This window comes from Mycobacterium sp. SP-6446, from assembly GCF_001954045.1.
In the GTDB taxonomy this organism is placed as follows: domain Bacteria; phylum Actinomycetota; class Actinomycetes; order Mycobacteriales; family Mycobacteriaceae; genus Mycobacterium.
Window position 1 is genome coordinate 1 of record NZ_MBEM01000037.1, and the last position, 1,005, is coordinate 1,005.

2 protein-coding genes and 1 pseudogene are annotated in these 1,005 nt (G+C 72.2%); 2 read left to right on the top strand and 1 reads right to left on the bottom strand.

Translation table 11 applies throughout. The features are described from left to right. The coding region (locus A5736_RS02725) for a molybdenum cofactor biosynthesis protein B (protein WP_371328353.1) at positions 1-218 on the top strand (218 nt) is incomplete at its 5' end. Beyond that, positions 215-640: a molybdenum cofactor biosynthesis protein MoaE gene (locus tag A5736_RS02730; RefSeq protein ID WP_076122463.1), complete on the top strand. Its 426-nt coding sequence runs from the start codon at positions 215-217 to the stop codon at positions 638-640. The genes A5736_RS02725 and A5736_RS02730, both read left to right, overlap by 4 nt. 18 nt (positions 641-658) lie before the next feature. Here the strand turns inward: A5736_RS02730 and A5736_RS26200 are convergent. Then, positions 659-1,005, bottom strand: a pseudogene (locus A5736_RS26200) (resuscitation-promoting factor RpfA); the annotation flags it as partial.

The following is a 1,005-nucleotide window of genomic DNA, read 5'->3' on the forward strand; positions in this document are numbered from 1 at the left end:
ACTACATGATCCCCGGACTGGCCGACGCGATCCGCCGCTCCGGGCTGCCGAAAGTGCCGACGTCGATGCTGTCGCGCGGGGTGTGCGGCGTGGCGGGCAGCACCCTGATCGTCAACCTGCCCGGCTCACCCGGCGGGGTGAAGGACGGCCTCGGGGTGCTCGCCGATGTTCTCGACCACGCCCTCGACCAACTCGCAGGCAAAGATCACGAGCGATGACGCTCGTCCTGCGCGCCGCCATGACCGAGCAACCCATCTGTCTGGCCGAGCACGAAGAGCTGGTGGGCCATCAGTCGGCGGGGGCCATCGTCGGGTTCGTCGGCATGATTCGCGACCACGACGGTGGACGCAGGGTGGTGCGGCTGGAGTATTCCGCGCACCCGTCGGCCGGGGAGGTCATCGCCGAGGTGGTGGCGGAGGTCGCCGAGCAGTCCAGCGGGGTGCGCGCCGTTGCGGCCAGCCACCGGATCGGCGCGCTGCACATCGGCGAGGCGGCGCTGGTGGCTGCGGTCGCCGCCGACCACCGGCAGGCGGCGTTTGCGACCTGCGCCCAACTGGTGGACACCATCAAGGCGCGGCTACCGGTGTGGAAGCACCAGTTCTTCGACGACGGAACCGACGAATGGGTCGGCTCCGCCTAGGACTAAGGGCCTAGACCCTCAGCGAGCGCCGGACGGCTGCGCGATCGCGTCCAGCGCGTCGTTGCCGTGGATGTCGTGACCCTGGATCGCTTGCCACAGCTGCCTGGTGTAGCCGACCTGCGACACGTGGTCAACGGAAGCGGTGTTCAGGTCACCTGGAGCCGGCGGCGCGGGTGGCACGGCGTCCGCGGGTGGCGCGGGCGGCATCACGTCGGCCGGAGGTGCCGGCGGTAGCGCATCGGCCGGAGGCGCGGCGTCGGCCGGGGGTGCCGGAGGCAGGGCGTCGGCGGGAGGCGCGGGCGGCGCCAGGTCCGCCGGAGGTGCCGGCGGCACGTCCGCGGGCGGGGCCGGGTGGTCAAACGAGG